This window comes from Pseudomonas mosselii (assembly GCF_005796105.1).
GTDB classification, from domain to species: domain Bacteria; phylum Pseudomonadota; class Gammaproteobacteria; order Pseudomonadales; family Pseudomonadaceae; genus Aquipseudomonas; species Aquipseudomonas mosselii_C.
The window spans coordinates 1-357 of the sequence record NZ_VAUO01000058.1 but is presented as its reverse complement, the minus strand read 5'-3'; the positions used below and the strand labels follow the sequence as shown (position 1 = coordinate 357).

1 protein-coding gene is annotated in these 357 nt (G+C 60.5%); it reads left to right on the top strand.

Features of this window, described 5'->3' with window-relative positions; translation table 11 throughout:
* A partial coding sequence (locus tag FEM01_RS24055; protein WP_138221897.1) for an Ig-like domain-containing protein occupies window positions 1-357 on the top strand: 357 nt, incomplete at both ends.

Sequence of the window (357 nt, the reverse complement as noted above, 5' to 3'; positions counted from 1 at the left end):
CAGCGGTAATGTGCTGGCCAACGATGTGATTGGCGCCGATGTGCTCGCAGATGGCCAGTACGTGGTCGGTGTACGCGCAGGCCACGATACCTCCACCTCGGCCATCGGCCACGTGGGTGAGCAGATCACTGGCTTGTACGGTTACCTGACCCTCGATGCCCAAGGCAACGCCACTTACCATGCCAACGCCAACAGCGTGTTGCCGCCGTGGGCCTACGACAGCTTCGTCTACACCATCCGCGACGCCGATGGCGATGAAAGCACCACGGTCGTCCAGATCAATGTGCAGGACTGCAAGTTGGTGGCTGGCGTCGACAGTGACGTGACGGTGTATGAGAAAGCCCTGGACCTGTGCAA